Annotated in this window: 25 protein-coding genes, 1 tRNA gene and 1 pseudogene; 12 read left to right on the plus strand and 15 right to left on the minus strand. The window is 43.8% G+C overall.

Annotated features, from left to right (window positions below):
- Together NF859_RS01725 and NF859_RS01730 are read left to right on the plus strand one after the other, a co-directional pair.
- The coding region (locus NF859_RS01725) for a HEPN domain-containing protein (RefSeq protein WP_353936088.1) at positions 1-585 on the plus strand (585 nt) is incomplete at its 5' end.
- On the plus strand, positions 566-859 hold the full coding sequence (locus tag NF859_RS01730; protein WP_252742731.1) for a nucleotidyltransferase domain-containing protein: 294 nt from the start codon (positions 566-568) through the stop codon (positions 857-859). The genes NF859_RS01725 and NF859_RS01730, both read left to right, overlap by 20 nt.
- A 6-nt stretch (positions 860-865) precedes the next feature.
- Here NF859_RS01730 and NF859_RS01735 read toward each other — a convergent pair whose 3' ends face one another.
- The 8 genes from NF859_RS01735 to shyB all read right to left on the minus strand — a co-directional run bounded on the left by NF859_RS01735 (position 866) and on the right by shyB (position 7,316).
- On the minus strand, positions 866-1,711 hold the full coding sequence (locus NF859_RS01735; RefSeq protein ID WP_252742875.1) for a TatD family hydrolase: 846 nt from the start codon (positions 1,709-1,711) through the stop codon (positions 866-868).
- Between the two features lie 42 nt (positions 1,712-1,753).
- Positions 1,754-2,062 (minus strand): tRNA-binding protein Pbp11, encoded by a 309-nt coding sequence (gene pbp11, locus NF859_RS01740; RefSeq protein WP_252742732.1) that lies wholly within the window; start codon positions 2,060-2,062, stop codon positions 1,754-1,756.
- Positions 2,063-2,064: 2 nt separating this feature from the next.
- Positions 2,065-2,736 carry a DUF257 family protein gene (locus NF859_RS01745; RefSeq protein ID WP_252742733.1) on the minus strand — a complete coding sequence of 224 codons (672 nt, stop codon included), beginning with the start codon at positions 2,734-2,736 and terminating at the stop codon, positions 2,065-2,067.
- Positions 2,727-3,398: a DUF257 family protein gene (locus NF859_RS01750; RefSeq protein WP_252742734.1), complete on the minus strand. Its 672-nt coding sequence runs from the start codon at positions 3,396-3,398 to the stop codon at positions 2,727-2,729. The genes NF859_RS01745 and NF859_RS01750 overlap by 10 nt, the downstream gene beginning before the upstream one ends.
- Positions 3,399-3,467: 69 nt before the next feature.
- Entirely contained in the window at positions 3,468-4,715 is a 1,248-nt protein-coding gene (gene shyA / locus NF859_RS01755; protein WP_252742876.1) for an NAD(P)-dependent hydrogenase/sulfhydrogenase 2 subunit alpha, read from the minus strand.
- Positions 4,712-5,452 (minus strand): NAD(P)-dependent hydrogenase/sulfhydrogenase 2 subunit delta, encoded by a 741-nt coding sequence (shyD, locus tag NF859_RS01760; RefSeq protein WP_252742735.1) that lies wholly within the window; start codon positions 5,450-5,452, stop codon positions 4,712-4,714. The genes shyA and shyD overlap by 4 nt, the downstream gene beginning before the upstream one ends.
- Positions 5,449-6,315, minus strand: coding sequence for an NAD(P)-dependent hydrogenase/sulfhydrogenase 2 subunit gamma (shyC, locus tag NF859_RS01765; protein WP_252742736.1), 867 nt, complete (start codon positions 6,313-6,315; stop codon positions 5,449-5,451). Before shyC ends, shyD begins: the two co-directional genes overlap by 4 nt.
- Positions 6,312-7,316 (minus strand): NAD(P)-dependent hydrogenase/sulfhydrogenase 2 subunit beta, encoded by a 1,005-nt coding sequence (gene shyB / locus NF859_RS01770; RefSeq protein WP_252742737.1) that lies wholly within the window; start codon positions 7,314-7,316, stop codon positions 6,312-6,314. The genes shyC and shyB overlap by 4 nt, the downstream gene beginning before the upstream one ends.
- A 223-nt stretch (positions 7,317-7,539) precedes the next feature.
- On the opposite strand from shyB, the gene NF859_RS01775 reads away from it, so the two are divergent.
- From NF859_RS01775 to NF859_RS01785, 3 genes and pseudogenes are all read left to right on the plus strand, one after another.
- Positions 7,540-8,376 carry a sulfide/dihydroorotate dehydrogenase-like FAD/NAD-binding protein gene (locus NF859_RS01775; RefSeq protein ID WP_252742738.1) on the plus strand — a complete coding sequence of 279 codons (837 nt, stop codon included), beginning with the start codon at positions 7,540-7,542 and terminating at the stop codon, positions 8,374-8,376.
- The gene (gene gltA / locus NF859_RS01780; RefSeq protein WP_252742739.1) at positions 8,377-9,780 is read left to right on the plus strand and encodes an NADPH-dependent glutamate synthase; all 1,404 of its coding nucleotides are present in this window, start codon (positions 8,377-8,379) and stop codon (positions 9,778-9,780) included.
- A 30-nt stretch (positions 9,781-9,810) separates the two neighbouring features.
- Positions 9,811-10,355 (plus strand): annotated as a pseudogene (locus NF859_RS01785) (nitroreductase family protein).
- A 2-nt stretch (positions 10,356-10,357) separates the two neighbouring features.
- Here the strand turns inward: NF859_RS01785 and NF859_RS01790 are convergent.
- The 4 genes from NF859_RS01790 to NF859_RS01805 form a co-directional block, all read right to left on the minus strand.
- On the minus strand, positions 10,358-11,263 hold the full coding sequence (locus NF859_RS01790; protein ID WP_252742877.1) for an asparagine synthetase A: 906 nt from the start codon (positions 11,261-11,263) through the stop codon (positions 10,358-10,360).
- A gap of 218 nt (positions 11,264-11,481) precedes the next feature.
- A complete protein-coding gene (locus tag NF859_RS01795) occupies positions 11,482-13,680 on the minus strand; it encodes an elongation factor EF-2 (RefSeq protein WP_252742740.1) in 2,199 nt (732 codons plus the stop codon).
- Between the two features lie 72 nt (positions 13,681-13,752).
- A complete protein-coding gene (gene uppS / locus NF859_RS01800; protein WP_252742741.1) occupies positions 13,753-14,553 on the minus strand; it encodes a polyprenyl diphosphate synthase in 801 nt (266 codons plus the stop codon).
- A 6-nt stretch (positions 14,554-14,559) separates the two neighbouring features.
- Positions 14,560-15,084, minus strand: coding sequence for a gamma carbonic anhydrase family protein (locus tag NF859_RS01805; protein WP_252742878.1), 525 nt, complete (start codon positions 15,082-15,084; stop codon positions 14,560-14,562).
- 74 nt (positions 15,085-15,158) lie between these two features.
- On the opposite strand from NF859_RS01805, the gene hjc reads away from it, so the two are divergent.
- From hjc to cyaB, 6 genes are all read left to right on the plus strand, one after another.
- Positions 15,159-15,563: a Holliday junction resolvase Hjc gene (gene hjc / locus NF859_RS01810; protein ID WP_252742742.1), complete on the plus strand. Its 405-nt coding sequence runs from the start codon at positions 15,159-15,161 to the stop codon at positions 15,561-15,563.
- Positions 15,556-17,097 (plus strand): CARDB domain-containing protein, encoded by a 1,542-nt coding sequence (locus tag NF859_RS01815; protein WP_252742743.1) that lies wholly within the window; start codon positions 15,556-15,558, stop codon positions 17,095-17,097. The genes hjc and NF859_RS01815 overlap by 8 nt, the downstream gene beginning before the upstream one ends.
- A gap of 76 nt (positions 17,098-17,173) precedes the next feature.
- Positions 17,174-18,211: a lysyl aminopeptidase gene (locus NF859_RS01820; RefSeq protein ID WP_252742744.1), complete on the plus strand. Its 1,038-nt coding sequence runs from the start codon at positions 17,174-17,176 to the stop codon at positions 18,209-18,211.
- A gap of 45 nt (positions 18,212-18,256) precedes the next feature.
- Positions 18,257-18,676: a type VII toxin-antitoxin system HepT family RNase toxin gene (gene hepT, locus NF859_RS01825; RefSeq protein WP_252742745.1), complete on the plus strand. Its 420-nt coding sequence runs from the start codon at positions 18,257-18,259 to the stop codon at positions 18,674-18,676.
- The gene (locus tag NF859_RS01830) at positions 18,673-19,221 is read left to right on the plus strand and encodes an archaemetzincin family Zn-dependent metalloprotease (protein WP_252742746.1); all 549 of its coding nucleotides are present in this window, start codon (positions 18,673-18,675) and stop codon (positions 19,219-19,221) included. The genes hepT and NF859_RS01830 overlap by 4 nt, the downstream gene beginning before the upstream one ends.
- Position 19,222: 1 nt before the next feature.
- Positions 19,223-19,774, plus strand: a complete 552-nt coding sequence (gene cyaB, locus NF859_RS01835) for a class IV adenylate cyclase (RefSeq protein ID WP_252742747.1) — start codon at positions 19,223-19,225, stop codon at positions 19,772-19,774.
- On the opposite strand, the gene NF859_RS01840 is transcribed toward cyaB, so the two are convergent.
- Both NF859_RS01840 and NF859_RS01845 read right to left on the minus strand, forming a co-directional pair.
- A complete protein-coding gene (locus NF859_RS01840) occupies positions 19,752-20,591 on the minus strand; it encodes an ATP-binding cassette domain-containing protein (protein WP_252742748.1) in 840 nt (279 codons plus the stop codon). The two genes, cyaB and NF859_RS01840, sit on opposite strands and share 23 nt — an antisense overlap.
- A 3-nt stretch (positions 20,592-20,594) precedes the next feature.
- Positions 20,595-22,079: a TrkH family potassium uptake protein gene (locus tag NF859_RS01845; RefSeq protein WP_252742749.1), complete on the minus strand. Its 1,485-nt coding sequence runs from the start codon at positions 22,077-22,079 to the stop codon at positions 20,595-20,597.
- A gap of 102 nt (positions 22,080-22,181) precedes the next feature.
- Between NF859_RS01845 and map the strand changes: the two genes are divergently transcribed.
- Complete coding sequence (gene map, locus NF859_RS01850) at positions 22,182-23,072, plus strand: type II methionyl aminopeptidase (RefSeq protein WP_252742879.1); 891 nt, start codon at positions 22,182-22,184, stop codon at positions 23,070-23,072.
- Positions 23,073-23,168: 96 nt separating this feature from the next.
- Here map and NF859_RS01855 read toward each other — a convergent pair.
- Positions 23,169-23,255 (minus strand) — tRNA-Ser (locus NF859_RS01855).
- Positions 23,256-23,333 lie beyond the last annotated feature (78 nt).

Here is a 23,333-nt window from a genome sequence, read left to right on the forward strand (position 1 = left end):
TTATATATTTCCCTTCTCCCTCCGGATATTTATATATTTCCCTTCTCCCTCCGGATATTTATATATTTCCCTTCTCCCTCCGGATATTTATATATTTCCCTTCTCCCTCCGGATATTTATATATTTCCCTTCTCCCGAAGGGTTAATATATTGGCTAACCATAATTTTTCCTTGGGGAACATCATGTGGGAAGAGATAGAGCGCCACTTAAGACTTGCAGAAGAGGAGCTTTCCTCAGCGCATATACTTCTGAAAAACAACAAGCTTAGAGATGCAATAAGTAGAGCATACTATCCAATGTTCCATGCCGCTAAAGCATTACTCTTAACAAAAGGCATAAAGCCAAGAAAACACTCTGGAGTTGTCAAAATGTTTGGGCTGTATTTTGTGACGGAAGGATTTATTGAAGAGTTATATGCTAAAGCACTTAACAAAGCCTTTGTTCTGAGATCTCGGGCAGATTATGATATTTATTACCAGCCAACACATGAAGAAGCTGAAGAACTTGTTGAAAGCGCTGAAGCATTCTTGGACAGGGTTAAAAAGGCTCTGGAGATGATCAAAGATGAAGAAAAAAGCCCTTGAAGTATTTTTAAAAAGAATAAAAGAAAAATTTGGAGACGAAATACAGGAGATCATTGTATTTGGCTCCTATGCAAGGGGAGAGAGTGAAGAAGAAAGCGATATAGACGTGATGATTGTTGGTAACGTTCCACTTGAAGATGTCATAGATATTTCTACTGAAGTACTTCTTGAGTATGGGGAGCTCATAAGCCCGATTATTATTTCTCCAGAGGAATTCAGAAGGAGAAATGATTCGTTCATACAAACTATTAAAGAAGAAGGGATAAGAGTTTAATCGCCCTTACTCCTCTATCTCTACCCCATACACCTTTTTTGGATTCTCAACGTGGATTTTGTAAGCTGTTTCCTCGTCCATTAAGCCCTGCTGGAGAAATGCTTTCGTCCTCTTGGGCACGGTTTTGGGGCCTAAAACTGCCCCAGGTCTTCTTTTATCGTCTATGTAATCGGTCTCCATCAAGAACCTGCTTCCCTGCATTAGGGCTTCCATAAGGGATTTTTTGCTCGCTAGAATTGAGGGAAAAACCCCAACTTCTTCGGCAACCTTGACCAGCGGCGGGGAGTAATGCTTAACAACTTTGTAGGGCTTTATGCCCACTTCTTTGACGATCGCTCCGAGCTCTCTGAACTTCTCTTCATTAAAGCTCTCCGTGTGGAGCTGAACTGCACAGTCTGCTTCTTTGGCCAATTCCATTCCATACTTCATGAGCTCTATGCTTGCATTCCATATCTCCTCGCTGACTTCGTAATGAGGTCTTCCAATTTCACCTATCGCTATGGCCTTTCCCTCAAGGCAGAGCTTTTGGGCATATTCTAAAGCCTTCATGACCTCGTTTTTAGCGTATTCCACACCTTTCCTCTCCGCAAGGTAGGCAAACTCCGCCGGGTGAACCCCAACCACGGCAAATGCCTTAACTGGGGTTTCTTTATTTATCCTCTCCACAAGGCTTATGTGAAAGTCCATGGCCTTCATGAAGTCCTCAGCTCTAATTCCATTAAATCCGTAATCGTGGGCACTCTTGTAAACCACGTTGAGATGCGTCCCTCCAGCCTTATGGAATTCTTTAACCGCCTCTAAGAACAGCCCTTTAAAGGGGTCAACGTGAAAATGGTTGTCAAATATTATCATTCCCACCACCAAGAAAGCATAAGTGAAGAGGTTTAAAAGCCCTTAGGATTGATAAACCTCAAGTATCTCCCCGGCTTTGGTGTTAAGTTTCCCTTCCAAAACAAGGGTCACTTTATCATATTCGAGCGCAAAATCGACCTTTTGCCTCTCTTTCTGTATCTCCCTTATGAGTGCCGCCCCATTTCCCTTCACTTTGTAGCCTGGGTAAATAACTCCCTCAACAACTTCTCCAACCAGAACTTCCCTGCCAAAGATTTCAAAGACCTTTTCCACCTTAAACTTAGCCACGGGTCTTTTTGAGAATATCTCAACTCCACCCTCTTTCTTTTTGAAAATGTCAAAGAGCCCCATGTTCACCACTGGAGTACTCTCTCAAGGGAGACCTCGTATTCATTGCTTAAAAACTCTATAAATGGGTTCTTTCCAAAGGTAACCTTTCCCTTTCCGTATTCTCCTTTGATATACGCCACAGTCGTCGCTATTTCCTCTAGCTCCGGAATTGGGTTGAACTTGAAATTTGAAGCAACGTTTTTGTCTATTATGTAAAACGCTTTTCTGCTCTTGTTGCCCAAAAATCCCTGAATGGAGTTTATTATCGTATAAAATTCAACGGGCTCCTGCATGAAAGCAAAAAGCCTCTCAAGGCCAAGGACTATGTTGATGTACTTCCCCTCAGAAAAAACTTCGTTTGCCATGCCCTCATATCTGCTCAAATATATCACCGGCTCTGTTTCCAAGGGAATCCTTCCCACGACCTTCCCAACGTCCATCTTCCCCCCAGTTTTAATTACAAGGGCATCTGAAAAGTCCTCTTGAACGCCAAGAAACTCCAGCTGCTTTTTTATCAGAAAAAGAGTGTCTAAGACGTCGTCAATCATTATTTTAATTCCCCTCTCTCGCGCGTATCTCACAAAAGCATACGTGGCCATAATCGAGCCGTAAGTGGTCTCATCCTCGATAAAAACTAAATCACCGAAGGGCGTTCTATCTATTACATCAAAAAGCATCTCTTTCGTCATTTCCATCCTATCACCCCGGTTGGAATTTCGATTTCCTTTCCAAGCAGATCCAAGCTTGTGGATTTTTTGAAAGTAAAAATACCGCTCGTAGGGGTTGGGACAGCTTCAATTACCGTAGTTGCCAATCTTTCAAGTTCTGGTAGAGGGTTAAATGGGATTGAAGATGCAATCTCTTTATTGACTAAATAGAAGGCCTTCCGCTTCTCATTTCCAAGGAAAGACTGAAGTGCAAGGATAAAGGCGTAGAATTCTGGTACCGATGAAACAAACGAAAACAGCCTTTCAAGGCCGAGGACAATGTTTATGGATTTTTCAACCTTTGAAAAGACCGCTCTCCCTGCCTCTTCATAATTTCTTATGTATATAACCGGCTCGCTGACAAACTTTACCCTTGTGACAACGTTTCCAACGTTCCTTTTTCCACCGGTTTTAACAACAAGGGCATCTCCAAAGTCCTCCTCAATGCCAACAAATTCAAGATGCTTCTGGATAACGTGGAGAGAATCGAAGTTATCATCAATTATAACCGGCAAGCCTCTCGATTTCCCATAATACAGAAGACCAAGGGTCATAAGCTCAGGTATGAACGATCGGTAGTATTCAACGAGAACAATCTCGCCAAACTTTATTTTATCGACGAGCTTAAAAACCTCCTCCAAGGATTCCAAGTTCTCACCTCCACAATTAATTAATGCCCTCTACGAATATAACTTTTTTGCATTAAAAATAAAAAAGAATCAGAGCCTAACAACGTGCACAGAACAGGAAATGCATGGATCAAATGCCCTCACGGTTTCTTCCAGCTTCTGAAGGAAAGTCATTTCATCCGAGCTTCCATACCTCTTTTTAGCCTCTTCGTAAAGGCTGAGCTCCATAATGGCATGGTTGAAAGCTGTGGGGGTTATAATGTTGGAATACGCTATGTTGCCCTTTTCATCAATCTTGTAGTGGTGCACCAAAACACCCCTAGGTGCCTCAACGTAACCTATTCCTTCTCCTTCTTTGGGTTCAATCGGCACATTTTCTCCCTCAAAGCCCTTATCGAGAAGAGCTCTGGCTATTTCCTTCGTCCTCTCGAGGGCATATACAAGCTCTATGGCTTGAGCTAAGTTATTTAAGCTGACGTATCCTTGAGCGAGCTTCTCTTTATATTCCTCGTAGAGATGCCTTGCCATTGGGGTAAGCATTTCGTACTTCAATATTACCCTTGGAAGGGCTCCTACCATGAATACATCTCCCTTATATCTACTCTGCTTTGCAAAGCTATAGGGTAGGGTTTTCTCCTCAATGCACTTGAAATAATCAAAGTGCTCTCCGTCGTCAGCAATCAGCCCATCCCCATAGAGGTAGCCGTTAACTGCAACGTAATGCTCTGCTTTTGCACCCAAATACTCTTGACCTGCAAATATGCCCACTGCCCTCCTTGCAAGCTTTAATAATGCCTCGCTTTGCCTTTCCATTCTTTCAAGCTCTTCTATTGTTGGATATCTCCCAAATCCACCGGGCTTAACATTTATGCCGTGTATCTCCCTTCCACCAATAACCTCCCTTAGATAGTTGCCGAACGCCTTAAGTGCAAGACCCTCCTTAACGATCTCACCGTGTTTGCTCGCCATTCTTATTGCGTCAGCATACCCGAAAAGGTCCGGAGCAACTAAGAGGTAGAGGTGCAGAGCGTGACTCTCGATGAGTTCTCCTAGAAGGCCGAGTTCTCTTAGGAGCATTATCTCCTCTGGGACTTTAACTCCAAAGGCTCTTTCAATGCCAAGTACCGAAGCGACTGAATGCGACAGATAGCATATGGCACATATTCTAGCCTCTAAATCTGGCACGTCCCAGTAGTGTCTTCCAAGGGTGAGGAGCTCGAAGAACCTTGGCCCTTCGAATATTTTTACCTTAACGTCCTTCACTTCCCCGTTCTCGATGATTACCTCTGCCCCTCCGTTTCCTTCAACCCTTGTAAAAGCTTCGATCTCAATGCTCACCATCTCAGCTCACCCCTTGCAAAAGTCTTGAACTTTCTCCGAATGTATTCCTCGTCGTAGCCAAGCTCCTTGAGAATCTCGAACTCACTTGCAGGGTTTGCTTCCTTCGGCAGAGGCCCTCTGCACCCAATGCATCCCAGCTGAGATTTTATACAGACTGCATTGCACCCGCCGAGCGTTATTGGACCCAAACAAGGAATCCCCCTCTTAATAAGAACGCACTCGTATTCATTGAGCTTGCACTCCACACAGACCGGATAGTCCTTTGTAGGTGGCTCAACACCTTTTGCCAAATTCATGAGCACCTGATAAATTTCATCCTTATCATAGGGACAGCCCGGCAAGGCGTAATCAACGGCCACATGCTGCACAATCGGAGTTGAATCCAGAGCCTTCATTGGGTTTGCTCTCGTTCCATAAACTTTCTCAAGCTTTTCCCTTATTTTTCCTTCAACACTCGCCTGAACGTCTCCATGGGTGGCACAGGTTCCGAGGGCTATGAGGTAGTTTGAATGGTTTCTTGCGTAGTGAAGGAGGTTAAGGTCTCGCTGAGTTGAAACCGTTCCCGTCACTATTGCAACGTCAAGGGTGTCGTGTTCTTTAATACTTGAAGCCATGTGAAATTCCTTTATTTCGTAGAATTCAAGCAGATCAAAGAGCTTTTCGTAGAGGAAGAGAATGTTGAGAGCGCATCCTCCACAATCGGTCAGCTCAAAAACACCAAGCTTAAGCATCATATCAGCCCCCTTGTAGATAGAGCATCCCAATAAGTGAATACAGGACCGTCTTTGCACACGTATTTAATAGAGGTGCTCGTTCCCACGATGCAGTGGCCACATTTTCCAACTCCGCAGCGCATTCTCCTTTCGAGGGTCATGTAAATCCTTCCCGGAGAGAGTTTTCTATCTAAAAGCTCCTTGATAACGTATTTGTACATCACCGGTGGGCCGCAGATTAGTGCATAGGTGTTTTCAACGTCAAAGGTTTCTCCTCTAAAGAGGTCTGTAACGACTCCTTTGCATACCCTCGGTGAATAGCCCTTCTCTAAGTATATGCACGAGGGGGTTTCCACTTCGTAGGCGAGCTTCACATGACAGTTCATATCCTCCCCATGTTTGAGGAGGTGTATCACCTCATCCCTGAAGAGAATATCCTCATAGGCCTTTGTGCCATAGAAGAGGTAGATTTTCTCATATTTCCCTGTATCCAGAGCATACCACAGCACTGAGCGGAGGGGAGCCATTCCCAAACCGCCAGCCACGAGAACTAAAGTTGAACCTTCCATCTTTTCCATTGGAAAGCCATTGCCATAAGGACCTCTAATCCCAACAATGTCGCCTTCCTTTAGAGTGTGCATGTACTTAGTCATTCTTCCTACCCTTCTTACGCAGAGCTGGAAGTAACCCTCTCTTGTGGGAGTTGAGCACAGGCTTATCGGAAACTCTCCAAAGCCCCTTATGTCAACTATAACAAACTGACCGGGCTTGTATTTGAAGCTTCTGTTGACTTCGGGATCGACAAAACGAAGTGTAAAAAGCTTTTCCCTTGAGGTGAGCTCCTTAACTTCCAAAATCCTCGCATCGTGCGTTTGGAAGGTCATTGTAATCCCTCCCTTACCTCATCAAGAACCTTAACGTGCTCTATCTTAGCTGGACAGAACTCGTCACATCTTCCGCATCCAACGCAGTTAAAGCCCGCTGAAGGATCAAAGTAGCTCTTACAGTAATAGCGATGCCTGAAGCGATCCAAACGAGTTGGTCTAAAGTTATGTCCTCCAGCAACCAGACCGTGGCTTTCCATAAAACAGGAATCGTATCTCCTCACCCTTACTGCCTCATAGGCGTTCATCCATAGGTCGCACACTTCATAGCATCTACACGTCGGACAAACCATGTTACAGTTGCCGCATCCAAGACATATCTTCTCGTACTTTTTCCACACCGGGCTGTTAAAGGCTAAGTCAAGCATGTCTTCAAGACCTTCCTTGTTGAGGTGCTTCTTAAAGGAATTGGCCCTTTTCTCTTCAAACTCCCTGAAGTTCCTCATATCCTCCTCTGTAAGTTCTTCAAAGAGCTCTTCATTTTCCCATGCAATCTCGTGTCCTTTTACACTACCAACCCTCACTAACCAGCCGTCCGGGAGCTCATGCAAAAATAGATCAAAGCCGTGCATGGCGAAATCTGTTCCTAAGCTTTTGCAGAAGCAGTATTCATCTGGCATACAGCTCATGCCAATTATTATTGAATTCTCCCTTCTTTTCTTGTAGTAGGGATCTACTGGCTCGTCAAGGTAAACCTTGTCGAGTATCTCCAATCCGTGGATATCACACGAATGAACCCCAAAGAGAACTATTGGTTCAACCCCATCGCTCTCTTCCCACTTACCTCCTTTAAGCCTGAGCATTTCATCCTTAGGCCTCACAAAGAACTTCTTCGGAGGAAGCATTGTTCTGGTGTAATCAAAGGCTATCTCTGAAGGTTTCTCGACATGCTGGAAGGAATAGATGTTTCCCTTTTTCACCGGGGCATACACTTTGCCCCACTTCTTCAAAGAGTTGAAGAATTCCTCAAAATTTTCCTGAGGTAGCTTTACATATCGCAAGACAACCACCCAAATCCATTATTCAATTTTATGTTTGTAAAGAACGGATTTAAGGATTTTTTAAACAGAAGGTGCCCAACCAAATGTTACAAACATATACTTTATAGTACACTAATGGGGATTGATGATGTTTTATAACTAAGAGTATAACGATGAGCATCAATGTCCCTATCTGGAAAAGGTTTATATTAGTAAACCTACAAACTAATAGTGGTGATGTCTTGTGTTCAAAATAGTTCACAAGGAGAGATTGGCTCCACATATTAATCTTTTTGAAATAGAAGCACCCAGAATAGCTAAACATGCGAAACCAGGTCAGTTTGTTGTCATAAGGCTTCACGAGAGGGGAGAAAGAATCCCTCTAACGATAGCGGATACAAATCCCCAAAAAGGTACAATAACGATAGTTGCCCAAGAGGTTGGGAAAACGACCTATGAGTTAGGAACATATGAGGCAGGACAGTACCTTTTAGATGTTCTGGGGCCCTTGGGACAGCCAAGTCACATAGACAAGTTTGGAACCGTAGTTATGATAGGGGGTGGAGTAGGAGTAGCAGAAATTTATCCCGTTGCAAGAGCCATGAAAAAAGCGGGGAATTATGTAATATCCATTCTAGGTTTTAGAACCAAAGAACTCGTTTTTTGGGAGGATAAGTTAAGATCGGTAAGTGATGAGGTGATAGTAACAACTAACGACGGAAGCTATGGGATGAAAGGATTTACAACTCATGCACTTAAAAAGCTCATCGATGAAGGGAGGAAGATAGACCTCGTTCATGCTGTAGGACCAACTATTATGATGAAATTCGTTGCAGAGCTGACGAAACCCCATGGAATCAAAACCATAGTTAGTCTAAATCCAATAATGGTTGATGCAACAGGCATGTGCGGTGTCTGCAGGGTTACTGTAGGGGGAGATATAAAGTTTGCATGTGTAGATGGGCCAGAGTTCGATGGGCATGAAGTTGATTTTGATGAGCTTATGAGAAGACTGGATTATTATAAAGACTTGGAGAAACTTTCATTTGAAAAATGGAAGCGCGAGAGGGGGATGGTTTAAATGCCAAGAAAGATTATAAAAGAGAGAGTTCCAACTCCAGAAAGACCTCCCGAAGAGAGAAACAAGGACTTTAACGAGGTAAACTTGGGTTACACTTTAGAGCTTGCAAAGAAAGAAGCTGAAAGATGCCTTCAATGTAAGCCCGCTCCGTGTATACAGGGATGCCCCGTTTACATAGATATACCGGCTTTTATAGCAAAGATAATTGAAGAAGACATAAAGGGTGCCCTAGAGGTCATATGGAGAAACAACTCACTCCCTGCAATTACCGGTAGAGTTTGTCCCCAAGAGGATCAATGTGAAGGAGTATGTACAATGGGTAAAATCGGCGATCCTATTAACATAGGGAAGCTCGAAAGATTTGTCGCAGATTACGCAAGAAAACACGGCATAGACGAAGAACTTCTCCAGGAACAAATAAAAGGAATACAGCCAAACGGAAAGAAAGTTGCCGTTATTGGAGCTGGACCAGCTGGACTGACATGTGCCGCTGAGCTGGCTAAAATGGGATATGAGGTGACGATATTTGAAGCCCTCCACGAGCCAGGAGGAGTTACGATCTACGGAATTCCCGAATTCAGGCTTCCTAAAGAGATAGTTAGGAGAGAGCTTGAAAACCTGAGAAAGCTTGGCGTGAAGATTGAGACCGACACGCTTGTGGGTAAAACAATTACATTTGAAGAGCTGAAACAAGAGTACGATGCAGTTTTCATAGGAACCGGTGCCGGAACTCCAAAATTCGTGAAGTGGGAAGGAATAAATCTAAACGGAATTTATTCGGCAAATGAGTTTCTCACGAGAGTTAATCTCATGAAGGCATACCAGTTCCCCGAGTATGATACCCCGATTAAAGTAGGCAAGAGAGTGGCCGTTATTGGGGGAGGAAATACGGCAATGGACGCGGCTCGTTCTGCGTTGAGACTTGGCGCTGAAGTGTGGATTCTTTACAGAAGAACAAAAAAGGAGATGACAGCGAGGATAGAGGAGATACACCATGCCGAGGAAGAAGGAGTTAAGTTCATGTTCTTGGTATCTCCAAAAAGATTTATCGGAGATGAGCACGGAAATCTTAAGGCGATAGAGCTTGAGAAGATGAAGCTTGGAGAACCCGACGAAACCGGAAGGAGAAGGCCAGTCCCAACGGGCGAAACTTTCATCATGGAATTTGACAATGCCGTAATAGCAATAGGACAGACCCCAAATAAAACGTTTATACAAAGCGTACCAGATCTTCTTGTAGACAGGTGGGGAAGGATAGTAGTTGACGATAAGCTAATGACAAGCATTCCAGGTGTTTTTGCTGGTGGGGATGCTATAAGGGGGGAAGCCACGGTAATTCTGGCAATGGGCGACGGAAGAAAAGCCGCAAAGAGCATACACGAATACTTAAGTGGAAATGCCTAAATTTCTCTACTCTCTATTTTTGGTGATAGTATGGAGTTCTTTGAGGTTGTTAAAAAGAGGAGAAGCATTAGAAAGTATCAGAAGAAAAAGGTTCCAAAGGAGTACGTGGAGAAGATTCTGGAGGCGGCATTTTATTCCCCAAGCTCAAGGAACAGAAGGCCATGGCACTTCGTAGTTGTTGACGAGGAAGAGCTCATTAAAAAGCTAGCTCAAACAAGACCAGCGTTGGAGTTTTTGGAAACAGCGCACCTTTAGCAATAGTTGTATGCGGAGATGAGGAAATAAGCTCCGCTTGGGTGTTTGATGCATCTATAGCGGCAGAACACATACAGCTGGCTACCACGGCGTTAGGATTAGGTGCATGTTGGGGACATGTACTCGACAGAATGCACAACGAAGAGAAGAGTGCGGAAGACTACGTAAGAGAGCTCTTAGGAATCCCAGAGCATGTGAGAGTTTTATGCGTCATTGGCATAGGCTATCCCGCCGAAGAAAAGCCGCCCCACAGTGAAAAAGAAGTAATGTGGGAGAGGGTTCACCGGAACAAGTTTGGAAACTTATGGAAAATGAAGTAAAGCTAAATAACAGCAGGAATCCCCGGAACTCTTGGGAAGGGTTGCACCTCAGCTATGTGCTTTGCGCCAACTATATACCTAACAAGCCTCTCCACTCCGATGCCGGCTCCAGCAGAGGGCTTAAGTTTTCCAGCTTTTGCAACCTCGAGGTAAGGCCTAAAGGCCTCTAAGCTTAACCCGCTTTCCTTAAGCTTTTTAACTATCACATCATACTGCCACTCCCTTTCTCCACCGCTAGAAACCTCCCCGTAACCTTCGGGCAAGATCAAATCGTAGTTTCTAAAGTGCCCCGGTCTCTCCGGATCTTCCCTGTCGTAGAATTCCCTCGAAATGTCCGTTATCCAGAAAGGCTCGCTCATTGCCTTACTTGCTTTCTCTTCGTCCCCAAACTCTTCTCTTATTTCGGCCATTGTGAAGCGCTTAAACGGTGACTTAACCTTGGGCAGTTCTCTCCCTTCAAGTTCATCCCATTTCCTCGCTTCCTTAAAGAGCCCAACCATGAGCTCCTCAATCAACCCCATGACGTCGTCCATAGTGGCATAGGCTATCTCAAAGTCAAGCTGGGTAAATTCATATGCATGCCTTCCATCGTCTCTATCTCTCTCTTCAAGCCTGATGTTTGGTGAAAGAACAAATATCTTTTCCAATCCCATCGCTATGGCAAACTGCTTATGCAGAATCATGCTGTGCATCAGCTTTAGTCTTGTCCCATAAGCTTCAATTTCTGGGGCTCTCATTTTACTCGCCGCCGGATCTGGCCACAAGGGATCGGTTATCGAGCTAAGCATAACCGGCAAGAGCCACTTAAAGCCCTTCTTCACAAAGAAGTCTGTCATATAGTCTATAACTTTCGTCTGTACTCTTATCACCTTTTCAATATCCCTGCTTACAAGTTGAACTGCGTTCATGAGCATCACCAGTATGAGGAATTACCGAAGTCCTATATGTACTTTGTGCAAAAAACTTTGAAAAATTGGTAAATTTGCAAAGAAGTAGGGCTATTATCTTAGATTTTATCCAATAGGTTTATAAAAAACATTGACACAATTATCACAAACCCCAGCTATGAACTTTCAATCTCAACAACAAAAAGTCACAAGAAGAGAAGATAAGAAAGGAAAAGACTTCACTGCTGTGGACAGACGTCCTTCTCTGTCGGTGGGTTTGGATCAAGGCCTTTTCTCTGTCTTATCTGTCTTATGATGTTTATTGCAAGTTCATTTGGAACCCTCTTGAAGCCAGCGTGCTCTGTGCTCCACAACGCTCTACCGCTTGTTGCACCCCTAATTGCCCCGGCGAATCCGAACATCTCTGCCACTGGAGCCTCTGCAATGATAATCATTACTTCACCTTCTTGCCTCATGTCGACAAGCTGTCCTCTTCTCTGGTTAAGCTCTCTGCTGACTGCACCCATGTATTCGTATGGAACGTTAATAATGACCTTCTGGTATGGCTCATAAAGCACTGGGTTCGCCTTCATCATTGCACAGTGGATAGCGGTTCTAATTGCTGGGTAAATCTGAGCTGGACCTCTGTGGACGTTGTCCTCGTGAATCTTTGCATCCACGAGTCTAACTATTACCTTCATTACAGGCTCTCTGGCAAGTGGTCCCTCGTCCATTGCCTGGTGGAAACCATCTACAAGGAGATCCATAACTTCGTTGAGGTACTGAATACCCTTGGTGTTGTCAAGGAACATGTTTCCGTTGTAGATGTCCACAATGCCTCTTGCAATGTCGTAGTCCATTCCAAGCTCTGCGAGCTTCTTTGCAACAGCCTTTGGATCTTTTGGTCTTCCTTCCGGTATTTCGCCTTCTCTAATTGCTTGGTAGATCTCATCTGGCATTGGCTCAACAACAATGTAGAACCTGTTGTGCTTGTTTGGTGACTTTCCTTCGACTATTGGGCTTTGCTTTGTAATGCTTTCTCTGTAAACGACGATTGGCTCTGAAACATCGACATCAACGCCCCATTGCTCCTTAAGGTGCACGAGCTTGACCTCAAGGTGGAGCTCACCCATACCGCTGAGGAGGTGCTGACCTGTTTCCTCGTCAATCTTGACGTGGAGTGTTGGATCTTCCTTGGCGAGCTGTCTGAGAGCTTCGATAAGCCTTGGTAAGTCTTTAACGTTCTTGGCCTCAATAGCCACTGTAACGACGGGCTCACTTGTGTAGTGAAGTGCCTCGAATGGCTCGATTTGCTCCTCGCTAACTGTCTCACCAGCCATTGCATCTCTCAAACCTGTCACAGCAACTATATTACCTGCTGGGACGGCTTCCATGTTGATTCTCTCTGGTCCCATATAGATACCAACTTGCTGGATTCTCGCTTTCCTCTTTGCGGTGATGAGGTAAACCTCTTGACCCGTCCTTACAGTACCGCTCCATACTCTACCGGTTGCAACTTCACCGGCGTGCTTGTCAATAATGATCTTTGTAACAACCATGGCCATCTTTCCATTTGGATCACAGTTAAGCATCGCTTGACCAACATCGCTCTCGATGTCTCCTCTCCAAAGGTGCGGAATTCTGTACTTCTGTGCTTGTAGTGGATTTGGAAGGTGCCTTACTACCATATCCAAAACAACCACGTGAAGTGGAGCCTTCTTTCTAAGGGTCTTTAGGTCACCAGCGTTTGTTAAGTCAATAATGTCCTTGAATGAGACACCGGTCTTCCTCATGTAGGGAACGCTGAGTGCCCAGTTGTAATAAGCTGAACCAAAGGCAACACTACCGTCCTCAACTTTAACAAGCCACTTGTCCCTAAACTCTGGAGGAGCGTACCTCCTAATCAAACGGTTTACATCGGTAATTACCTTAACAAACCTCTCCTGCATCTGCTGCGGGGTAAGCTTGAGCTCCTTAATGAGTCTGTCAACCTTGTTTATGAAGAGAACTGGCTTGACGTACTCTCTCAAAGCCTGCCTAAGAACAGTCTCCGTCTGGGGCATTACACCCTCGACGGCATCCACAACGATTATTGCTCCATCTATGGCTCTCATTGCTCTTGTAACGTCACCACCGAAGTCAACGTGACCTGGAGTGTCAATGAGGTTGATGAGGTACTTTTGCCCCTCATACTCGTGAATCATTGAAACGTTAGCGGCGTTAATTGTAATACCTCTTGCCTGTTCTTGCTCATCGAAGTCAAGGACAAGCTGCTTTCCTGCAAGCTCTTCGCTAATCATTCCCGCTCCAGCCAACAGGTTGTCACTAAGTGTCGTCTTACCGTGGTCAATGTGAGCGGCAATACCCATATTTCTAATTCTCTCTGGTTGAGTCATCAATTGCTTGATTTCCTTAATCATCTCTTCCCTTTTTCCCATATCGCACCACCTAAAACATTGATCGTCAGTTCATCATTCACTTCAAAAGTCCAGTTATAAATCTTTCCATAACTATTTCCCGAACCTTCTGTGGCGTTTTTGATATTCTCTTATTATCCTCAAAAAGTCAATCTTCCTGAATTCGGGAAAATACACATCAACGAAGAAAAGCTCGCTATAGGCAATCTGATAAAGAAGGAAATTGCTTATCCTTATCTCCCCACCTGTCCTTATAACTATATCCGGGTCAGACATGTTGGGCACATAAAGATACCTCTTCAAGAGCTCCTCGTTTATTTCATTTTTGCTCAGCTTTCCAGCTTGAACGTCTTCAACAATTCTCTTTACGGCATCAACAATCTCGCTTCTCCCCCCGTAGGCAACGGCAATGTTTAGGGTATAGTTATTGTATTTCCTCGTAGCTTTTTCAGCCTCTTCCGCCGCTTCCCTCACGTTCTTTGGCAGCAGCTCTTTCCTACCTAAGACATTGACCCTTATTCCATACTTGTGGACTCTTTCATCATGTACAAGTTCTTTGAACTTCTTTTCGAAGAGATCCATGAGCATCTTCACTTCTTCCTTGCTTCTCTTAAAGTTCTCAGTTGAGAAAGCGTAAACAGTCAGCGTCCTTATTCCCAGCTCCCTGCACCACTCAAGAATTTCTTCCAGCTTTCTGGAACCAAAAAAGTGACCGTACCAAGGAGGCTTGTCCAAAAGTCTTGCCCACCTTCTATTGCCATCCATTATGATTGCAACATGCTTGGGTATCTTTTCAGGCTGAGACTTAACTTTTTCAAAGAGGTAAGACTCATACAAGTCATAAGCGGGTTTAAATAAAATATGAGGAATTTTGGAAACAATCCTGTAGAGCATCTTCCTTCACTCAATCTTCTTTCTCTTTGCCATGTGCATTTCGGCAAGCTCAATATAAATCTCAGCATTCTTCTTTGTCATCTCTATTTCCTCTTCACTGAGCTGCCTTACAACTTTGCCCGGAACACCTACGACAAGGCTGTAATCTGGAATCTCCTTCCCTGGAGGTATTAAAGCTCCAGCCCCTATGATAACATGATTCCCAATCTTTGCACCATCCAACACCACAGCACCCATTCCTACAATAACGTAATTTCCAATCTTTGCCCCGTGGACAACTGCGTTGTGCCCTATTGTAACGTACTCCCCTATTATTGTGGGCGTTCCATGGGAAGTGTGGATGCTAACATTGTCCTGAATGTTGGAGCCCCTTCCAACGTATATCTGTTCTATGTCTCCCCTCAGAACTGCTGAAGGCCAAACGCTCGTTTTCTCCTCCAAAACGACGTCTCCAATTATGTAAGCGTTCTCATCCACAAAAGCCGTTTCGTGAATTTTAGGTTTCTTTCCATTTAGCTCGTAAACCACCATGATTACCACCAGTAATGGCTGGGTAAAACAACTTATAAACTTTAACACCCTAAAAGATATGTGGTGGGACGCTAATGAGATATCGAAAAGGGGCCAGTGCTGAGAGAGAGCTTATAAAAATGCTTGAAAAAGAGGGGTTTGCCGTTGTTAGGTCAGCGGGGAGCAAAAAAGTTGATATAGTTGCGGGGAATGGTAAGCTTTACCTCTGCATTGAGGTTAAAACCACGAGGAGCGATAAAATCTATTTAAGCGAGGAAGAGGTTGAGAAGGTAAAAAGCTTTGCCAACAGATTTGGAGGAGAAGGAATCTTTGCTATCAAATTCATAAACAATGGTTGGTATTTTTTTGATGCTGAAAAGCTAAAAAAGAGCGGAAAAAATTATAGAATAACCCTTCAAACGGCAAAGCATAAAGCCAAAACCTTTGATGAAGTAGTTGGTAAGCAAAAATCTTTAATTGAGGTGATTGAAGGTGGATAAAAGGGCAATTGTTTTGATAGCAATTCTCTTTTTGCTCCCTATCCCAGGGGCAAGTGCCCAGCCTTCTCTGTTACTTGAAGTCACTCAAAAAAGCTTTGAAGCAAAGCCCGGTGAAACAATCTCAGTTCCCGTTACACTAAGCAATATTGGTAACGAAACGGCAGAGAACGTAACCATCTACATCTCCGGGCCACTCATCGAGGGTCTTCTCTACAGCCAAGATGTCATAAAAAAGCTAGAACCTGGAGAAAAAGTAGAGAAAACTCTGCCCATATATGTTGAAAACCCCAAAGCAGGGGTTTATGACCTAAAAGTGGTTGCAAGGGTAGGAGCGGTGCTTATTGAAGTTCCAATATCCCTAAGAATCCTAACAAAAGTGAGCTATTCAATTGACATCGATGTGAAGGACAGGTATCTCTTTGGGGAAGACGTTGCAATAACGCTGAAGGTTTCCTCTTCATCCAACGGGATAATTTTTGGGGATGTTTCTTATGAAATCTACAGAGAAAACGTTTCGATTGCAGAGAAGTCCATCCACAACATCTTCCTTTACCCCGAATATCCAAAAAACAGGTGGGAGTACGTGATATTTCTTCCCAAGCCAGACGTGGGAAAATACACAGTTGTTATGAGAAGCAGGTTTGGGGGAATCTCAAAAACAATTACAAAAAGCTTTGAGGTTTATCAAAGGAAGCTGAGATACGAGACAAAATTCGAAAAGGGCATAATATACGTGAGAGTTTTAGACGAGGAAGGAAACGGGGTGGAAGGAATACCAGTAACGATAGAGGGCACTGAGCTGAAAACTAATTCCTATGGAATAGCTTTCGTTGAGGCAAAGGAGCCCGGAACTTATCATATAACCCTCAATCTTGATGGAAAAATAGTTGAAACGTTTGTTGAAGTTAAAAAGCTCTTCATGGCATATGAACAGAGAAATGAAACTCTTTTAGTCTACGTTAGGGACTCGGCAGGAAAAGGAATAGGGAACGTTACCATAGAGGCCATAGGGCCGATTGGAAAAACCTACAGCGTAACGGATGAAAATGGGACGGCAGTGATAAACTTAAACGAGACTGGCTTCGGTAGCATCTCTCTAAAAGCCGAGAGCGATAGGTATTTGAGTGCTGAGGCAATAGTAACTGTCAAGGAACCCAAAAAGCCAGAAACTGAGACCCCAACTCAAACAACTCCCACCCCAATAAACCAGACAACACCAATTCCTCCAGTGAAACCAAAAGATTATGGAAACTTACCCCTAATCCTAGTTCTCTCCGCAATAATCTTTGGGAGCACTTCTTATCTAGCCCTTTTCAAGCCCCTTAAATTCGAAGAGCAGCTCGATAAATACTACTTCGTAAAGGTGAGGGCTCCAAGGCTTAGGGAGCTTCGCAACTTCAGATATGAAAAAGCAATAAACGCTGTCGATGCAAGGGCAACAAAAGGAAAGGTAGCAATAGAGGACGGTAAAGTAATATGGGAGATAGACAAACTTGAACCCGGGGAAGAGGCCTTTTTGCAGGTTATTCTCTGAATCTTCTCTTTTCTTCGGAAAAATTTTTAAGGTCCAAAGCTTCATTAAGATAAGCATCTAAATGGAGGGTGATAAAATGGTCAACTGGGAGCTTATGCAGAAGGTTATCGAAGCTCCAGGGGTTTCTGGATACGAGTTCATGGGAATCAGGAATGTTGTAATCGAAGCTCTTGAAGGTTACGTCGATGAGATCAAAGTGGACAAGCTTGGAAACGTTATAGCCCACAAAAAGGGCGATAGTCCAAAGGTAATGATCGCTGCCCACATGGACAAAATAGGTCTTATGGTGAATCATATAGATGAAAAGGGTTATCTACACGTTGTTCCAGTTGGCGGGGTTGATCCAAGAACTCTTGTGGCACAAAGGGTAAGAATCTTCGGAGAAAAGGGAGAAATATATGGTATAGTCGGACATGTTCCGCCCCACCTAACTAAGCCAGAAGAAAGAAACAAAGCTGCCGATTGGGACACAATAGTCATCGACATCGGAGCAGACTCCAAGGAAGAAGCGGAGAAAATGGGCGTAAAGGTAGGAACCATAATGGAATTTGCCCCTGCTTTCACAAGGCTTAACGAAAACCGCTTTGCGACCCCATATTTAGACGATAGAATCTGCCTATATGCAATGATAGAAGCGGCAAGATCATTGGAAGGGCATCAAGCAGACATATACTTCGTGGCAAGCGTCCAAGAAGAGGTTGGACTGAGAGGTGCTAGGGTGGCAAGCTATGCAATTGACCCAGAGATTGGAATAGCAATGGACGTTACCTTTGCCAAACAGCCAGGAGACAAAGGTAAAATAGTCCCAGAGCTCGGAAAAGGCCCTGTAATGGACGTTGGACCAAACATAAATCCAAAGGTTAGGGCATTTGCTGATGAAGTTGCTAAGAAATACGAGATACCCCTCCAAGTAGAGCCAAGCCCAAGACCAACTGGAACTGATGCAAACATCATGCAGATAAACCGTGAAGGAGTAGCGACAGCAGTCCTTTCGATTCCAATAAAATACATGCACTCACAGGTAGAGCTTGCCGATGCGAGAGACGTTGATAATACCATAAAACTTGCAAAACATCTGCTGGAAGAGCTCAAACCAATGGACTTAACTCCATGAAAAACCTTATCTTTTCTTATTCCCTAATTATTCTTGGTGTTACGTGTGAAGAAAGAAGAGATTGGGTATAGAATAAAGCTCATAGAAAAGAGTATTCAGGTTATAAGAACATCGTTTCCAAAAACTCAAGAAAGATTTTCAAAGATGGGGCTTGCCAAAGACGGAATATACAAGCAGCTTGAATTTGCAATTCAGAACCTTCTTGATGCTCTCAACGAAATCTCCTCCAGCTTAGAGCTTGGAGCAGTAAGTTATCAAGGAATAATTGAGAACCTGCATGAGGAGAAGATTATTGATGATGAGCTGAAGGAGAAGCTTGATTTCTTGGTTCAGCTGAGAGATGTGTTAGTTTACAACTACGATATTCTTAACGATGAGATAGCTTTTAAGAACATGGAAGAATACCTGCAGTTCCTTGAAGAGGGTTTAAAATTCTTAACTTCTTTTCTGGAGGGTGAAGGGTGAAGATAGGAATCCTTCCGTTGGTAGTGAAAGAGGTTGAGGAAGATGTTCTAAAGGGAGTTGCTGACTATATCAGAGAATTCTACTCAAAATTTGGGTTTAAAGTGGAGATTTTGCCTTTCCTAACTGCAAGCGATCTCTTCTTTTCCTACAATCCAATTAGGGAGCAATTTCTCGGAAGATTCTTTCTTGCAAAGGTTGCTGAACATAGAGGGGATTTTTCAGCAGTTTTAGGGATCACTGATGCAGACCTCTATGAGGAGGGCATGAACTTCATTTTTGGACTAGCTAATCCCTACTTGAGAGCTGCTATAATATCACTGGCGAGACTGAGGCCAGAATTTTATAATGAAAAAGATAGAGAAGTTTTAAAAGAAAGGGCCATAAAGGAGGCAATGCACGAACTCGGGCATGTATTTGGGCTCGGCCATTGCGAAAACCCCAGATGCGTAATGCACTTCTCAAATTCAATAATCGACACTGATTATAAAGGAAAAGACTACTGCAAAAGATGCTTGAATAAGCTAAAAGAAACCTGGAGGGAATAAGATGATCGAGATTGAGCTCAAAGGATATGCAGATGATAGGGTATTCGAAAGGGTTAGGGAAACCTTCACCTTTATGAGGAAAGAAATACACGAGGACATCTACTTCAACCACCCATGCAGGGATTTTGTAGAGACGGATGAGGCACTTAGGATAAGAATAAAACGCTTTAATGGTCATTTCGAGGCATTTCTCACGTACAAAGGACCCAAGATTGATACGCTTTCAAAAACAAGGAAGGAAATAGAAGTAAGCATTGAGGATGTTGATGCATATCTTGAACTTTTAAGGCTTCTCGGCTTTAAAGAGGTTCTCACGGTGAGAAAAACTAGGGAGAAATATTACGTGGAGAAAGGCGTCACCATTACGTTAGATGATGTAGAGGGGCTTGGAAAGTTCGTCGAGATAGAAAAACTTGCAAAAGACGAAAAAGAAGTGCAAAAGGAAGTTCCACGGCTCATGGAAATCCTAAAGGCCCTTGGGATTGAAAAGTTTGAAAGAAAATCCTATCTAGAGCTGCTGATGGAAAGGCTCAGCTCTTCAACAGGGCTTTGAGAGCCTTTATGAGTTCTTTATCATTTAGGGCGGCTTTTTTGAGAAGTCCCTTTCTTTTTAATTCAGCCCCGATTTTTACGCTAATAGGGATTCTGATGCCGAGCTCCCTTAGATAATCCGCTTCCTCAAAAATCTCTCTCGGTTTTCCTTCCATCACTAGCTCTCCCCTATCCAAAACTATTATCCTATCGGCAAAATCAAACAGATATTCGGTATTATGCTCAACCAGAACTATTGTAATACCTTGTTCCTTGTTTAAAAGGGTTATCAAACTTAAAACCTGTTCCCTGCCAATGGGGTCTAGTTGAGAGGTAGGCTCATCAAGCACCAGAACCTCTGGCTTAAGGGCTAAAACACTGGCTATCGCAAGCCTCTGTTTCTGCCCACCACTTAGGTTTGGAGGAAATTCTTTTTCAAGCCCTTCAAGTCCAGTAATTTTCAATGCCCAGTAAACCCTCCTCCTTATTTCCTCCACATCCAGGCCAAGGTTCTCAAGGGCAAATGCCACTTCCTCCTCGACGGTCATGTTGAAGAGCTGGGAGTCAGGATTTTGGAGAACTAATCCAACAATCTTCGAAAGTTCCGCTACGCTAGCTTCTTTAGTGTTGTATCCCTTTACAAAGACATTGCCCCTAAAATCTCCTCTTATCGAATGGGGAATTATCCCGTTAAATGTTAAGCAGAGGGTAGATTTGCCGCTTCCACTCGCTCCCAAAATGCCCAAAAACTCTCCTTTCTTAACTTTAAAGTTGATGTCCTTGAGAGAATACTCCTTTGCTCCAGTATATTTAAAACTCAGATCCTCTACTCTTATCATGCTTTACTCCCTCTCCACGATTCTGGGCACCATTAGGAGAACGCCAAATATGAACACAAGGGTTGAGAATATCTCAAGCCTTCCAATCCACATATGAAGGATAAGGAGAACCTTAACATCCAGCGGCAATCCCGGGGATGTTATTCCCACACTTAACCCAACGTTTCCCTGAGCTGAGGCAACTTCAAAGAAAGCGTCCGCCAAGCTAGCCCCAACCCTAAGCATGACCCATACGGTTCCAATTAACAAGAAAGCAATGTAAGTCATCGTAAATCCTAAAACCTCCTGCAGATCTTCCTCCGTGAAGATATAATCACCAATTTTCCTTTTTATGACTGCCCCCTTAGGAAGGATAGCCTGCTGGATAGTCCACTTCAAGGTCTGGAACGTTAGAGTGATGCGGATGAGCTTTATACCTCCCGCCGTGCTTCCAGCCCCACCACCAACTACCATCAGAAAACCAATTAGGAGCTTTGCCAGCTCTGGATATTTGGATAAATCCGAGATAGAGAAGCCAGTACATGTTATGGCAGAGACCGCATGAAATACGGCCTCCCTGAAAGATTCTCCAATTGTCAGCCCATCGTAAACCATAAGCCCATATCCAATGAGTGCTATAACTGGGGTTAAAAAGAAGAACATGTACTTAACCTGGATGTCCCTAAAGAATGGCACAAGGGACTTCTCCTTAAACATTTTATAGTGGACGGTAAAGTTTGTTGCACCCATTATCATAAGAAAAATCGTAACTGCCTCTATGCTGAGGCTGTTGAAAAACCCTATGCTCAAGTCGTGGGAGCTCATACCACCGGTTCCAAGCCCGGTCATTGAGTGTATCACAGCATCGAAGAGCCCCATACCGTTTATGTAGTATAGGTAAACACCTACAACCGTCAAGACGGCATATATCTGGAAGATTATCTTTGAAGTATTTGCCAAGTTTGGGAGAATTCTCTCGCTTCTCGCCTCCGCTCTGTAAAGTCTCGCCGCAGCAACTCCTGGGCGAATCAAAATGGTAAGGGCAACCAGCACTATGCCTATTCCACCAAGCCACTGCATCCAAGCTCTCCAGAAGAGAATTATATGGGGGTAGCTTTCGAGATTGTGCATCATGGTTAACCCGGTTCCAGTCCAAGCAGACATGCTCTCAAAATAGGAGTCAACAAAGCTCATGCCCGCTATCCTAATGAAGGGAACTACACTTACAAAAGAGGCAAAAAGCCATACGAAAGCGGCAGAAATCATGGCCTGCCTCAGGTTTACGTCTTCTATATGTTCAGAATGTCTAGCAAGCCATGCGCCAAAAAGAATACATGCCAAACCAGGAATGACAAAATAATAGACGTACTGCATCTCTTCCCTGTAAATCCACGTAATTAAGACTGGGATTAGATAAGCAACACCTATACCTTGAAGGAGCGCTCCTATGAGATTTCTTATGACAAAGATGTCATCGGCGATGTTGATGTACTTACGAAGCTCTAGCATTGAGTCACCACATTGTTTAAGGAGAATAGGGCGTTAAAAAATTTTCGAGAAATCAGACAACTTTTTTAAAAACAAAATAGAGAGTGAACTTAGGTGGTAGAAGTGGAAGACAAAATTGAGAATCTCCTCAAGGCAGGTGAAATTGCAAAGAAGGTTAAAGAAGAGGTTTTAAAGCTAATAAAACCTGGAGCATCACTTTATGAGATAGCCGAGTTTGTTGAAAGTAGAATAATGGAGCTTGGAGGAAAACCGGCCTTTCCGTGCAATCTTTCAATAAACGAAATTGCCGCTCACTACACCCCCTATATCGGGGATAAGACGGTTCTCCAGAAGGGGGATTACCTAAAAGTTGATCTAGGCGTTCACGTTGATGGCTACATAGCGGATACAGCCTTTACAGTGAGAGTGGGAATGGAGGATGACAAGCTAATTGAGGCTTCAAGGGAAGCGCTTGAAAATGCGATAAACGTTATCAGAGCTGGAGTAAGAATAAACGAAATCGGGAAGGTTATAGAAGAGACCATAAGAGGAAAGGGCTTCAATCCAATAGTTAATCTCAGCGGGCATGTAATAGAGAGGTATAAGCTCCATACAGGCATTTCAATTCCAAACATTTACAGACCACACGATAACCATGAGCTCAAAGAAGGGGATGTTGTAGCGATAGAGCCCTTTGCAACCACGGGTGCTGGGCAGGTAATAGAGGTGCCTCCCACGCTGATCTATATGTACCTTAGAGACCGACCCGTTAGGTTACCACAGGCAAGAAACCTCTTAAGCTACGTTAAAAAGAACTTCTCCACTTTACCCTTTGCATACCGCTGGGTTCAAAAGCTCATGCCGGATGCACAGCTAAGACTGGCATTAATACAGCTTGAAAAAGCCGGAGCATTGTATGGGTATCCAATCTTAAAGGAAATACGGGGAGGACTTGTGTCCCAGGCAGAACATACAGTAATAGTTGAAAAGGACGGGGCATTGGTAACCACGTAGTTTTGTTATGCTTTTTTATTACTTTTGTTTAAGAGTGAATTTGTTTCCAGTTTTTTGAAGATGGGAAAGAAGCGAAGTCCAATTTTTGCTCGGCTATGGCGCCGGGGCGGGGATTTGAACCCCGGCGGGCAAACGCCCAGTGGATCTCGAGTCCACCGCCTTCCCTGGCTAGGCTACCCCGGCGCTCGATTTTTAGTAAAAGAGACCAGCTTATAAACCTTGCTGGTTTCGAAGAGCAAAAATGGGAAAAGTAAAGGTCTC

This window comes from Thermococcus alcaliphilus (assembly GCF_024054535.1).
GTDB classification, from domain to species: domain Archaea; phylum Methanobacteriota_B; class Thermococci; order Thermococcales; family Thermococcaceae; genus Thermococcus_A; species Thermococcus_A alcaliphilus.

Excerpts from the sequence above, each read along its gene's own strand:
- NF859_RS01730 (WP_252742731.1), top strand. The coding sequence starts at position 566 with ATGAAGAAAAAAGCCCTTGAAGTATTTTTAAAAAGAATAAAAGAAAAA.
- NF859_RS01735 (WP_252742875.1), bottom strand. The coding sequence starts at position 1,711 with ATGATAATATTTGACAACCATTTTCACGTTGACCCCTTTAAAGGGCTG.
- pbp11 (WP_252742732.1), bottom strand. The coding sequence starts at position 2,062 with ATGGGGCTCTTTGACATTTTCAAAAAGAAAGAGGGTGGAGTTGAGATA.
- NF859_RS01745 (WP_252742733.1), bottom strand. The coding sequence starts at position 2,736 with ATGGAAATGACGAAAGAGATGCTTTTTGATGTAATAGATAGAACGCCC.
- shyD (WP_252742735.1), bottom strand. The coding sequence starts at position 5,452 with ATGATGCTTAAGCTTGGTGTTTTTGAGCTGACCGATTGTGGAGGATGC.
- shyC (WP_252742736.1), bottom strand. The coding sequence starts at position 6,315 with ATGACCTTCCAAACGCACGATGCGAGGATTTTGGAAGTTAAGGAGCTC.
- gltA (WP_252742739.1), top strand. The coding sequence starts at position 8,377 with ATGCCAAGAAAGATTATAAAAGAGAGAGTTCCAACTCCAGAAAGACCT.
- NF859_RS01790 (WP_252742877.1), bottom strand. The coding sequence starts at position 11,263 with ATGAACGCAGTTCAACTTGTAAGCAGGGATATTGAAAAGGTGATAAGA.
- NF859_RS01795 (WP_252742740.1), bottom strand. The coding sequence starts at position 13,680 with ATGGGAAAAAGGGAAGAGATGATTAAGGAAATCAAGCAATTGATGACT.
- uppS (WP_252742741.1), bottom strand. The coding sequence starts at position 14,553 with ATGCTCTACAGGATTGTTTCCAAAATTCCTCATATTTTATTTAAACCC.
- NF859_RS01805 (WP_252742878.1), bottom strand. The coding sequence starts at position 15,084 with ATGGTGGTTTACGAGCTAAATGGAAAGAAACCTAAAATTCACGAAACG.
- hjc (WP_252742742.1), top strand. The coding sequence starts at position 15,159 with ATGAGATATCGAAAAGGGGCCAGTGCTGAGAGAGAGCTTATAAAAATG.
- NF859_RS01820 (WP_252742744.1), top strand. The coding sequence starts at position 17,174 with ATGGTCAACTGGGAGCTTATGCAGAAGGTTATCGAAGCTCCAGGGGTT.
- cyaB (WP_252742747.1), top strand. The coding sequence starts at position 19,223 with ATGATCGAGATTGAGCTCAAAGGATATGCAGATGATAGGGTATTCGAA.
- NF859_RS01840 (WP_252742748.1), bottom strand. The coding sequence starts at position 20,591 with ATGATAAGAGTAGAGGATCTGAGTTTTAAATATACTGGAGCAAAGGAG.
- NF859_RS01845 (WP_252742749.1), bottom strand. The coding sequence starts at position 22,079 with ATGCTAGAGCTTCGTAAGTACATCAACATCGCCGATGACATCTTTGTC.